This is a genomic window from Staphylococcus xylosus, from assembly GCF_002732165.1.
In the GTDB taxonomy this organism is placed as follows: Bacteria; Bacillota; Bacilli; order Staphylococcales; family Staphylococcaceae; genus Staphylococcus; species Staphylococcus xylosus.
In genome coordinates this window covers 1-467 of the sequence record NZ_MRZO01000022.1, presented here as the reverse complement: position 1 = coordinate 467, position 467 = coordinate 1, and the positions used below count along the sequence as shown (strand labels likewise).

Below are 467 nucleotides of genomic sequence, written 5' to 3'. Positions count from 1 at the left end.
AGAGGTCACACCTGTTCCCATGCCGAACACAGAAGTTAAGCTCTTTAGCGCCGATGGTAGTCGGACTTACGTTCCGCAAGAGTAGGACGTTGCCAGGCAGCATTATAGGATGCGATGAGCCGAGACCGAGAGGTCTCTTTTTTTTGTGCGCAAAGAGCTTAACTTCTTCGAAAGTAATTGCCTTGAGAAAGCGTTTGAAGCTGACGAACTAAACGAGCGACTAAACGAGCTTACGAGTGGTAAGTGAGTAAGGAGAGCGTACAAGTGAGAAAAGATGCGAGCGCTTGTCTCATGGCAAGAAAGGTCTTTAGCGCCGAAGGTAGCAGACTTACGTTCCGCAAGAGTAGGAAAAGTGGAATACATGAGCAAAAGCTCATGCATAAGTCCCACTAATACAATGAAACATAATTTAATAATAGATTTACGAGTCTATCTTAATAAACTTAGAAGTTAGAATTCAAAAGTGG

At 43.7% G+C, this 467-nt stretch carries 1 rRNA gene; it reads left to right on the top strand.

From position 1 onward, the window contains the following. A 5S ribosomal RNA gene (rrf, locus tag BTM19_RS12890) occupies nt 1–98 on the top strand; the annotation flags it as partial. Nucleotides 99–467 lie beyond the last annotated feature (369 nt).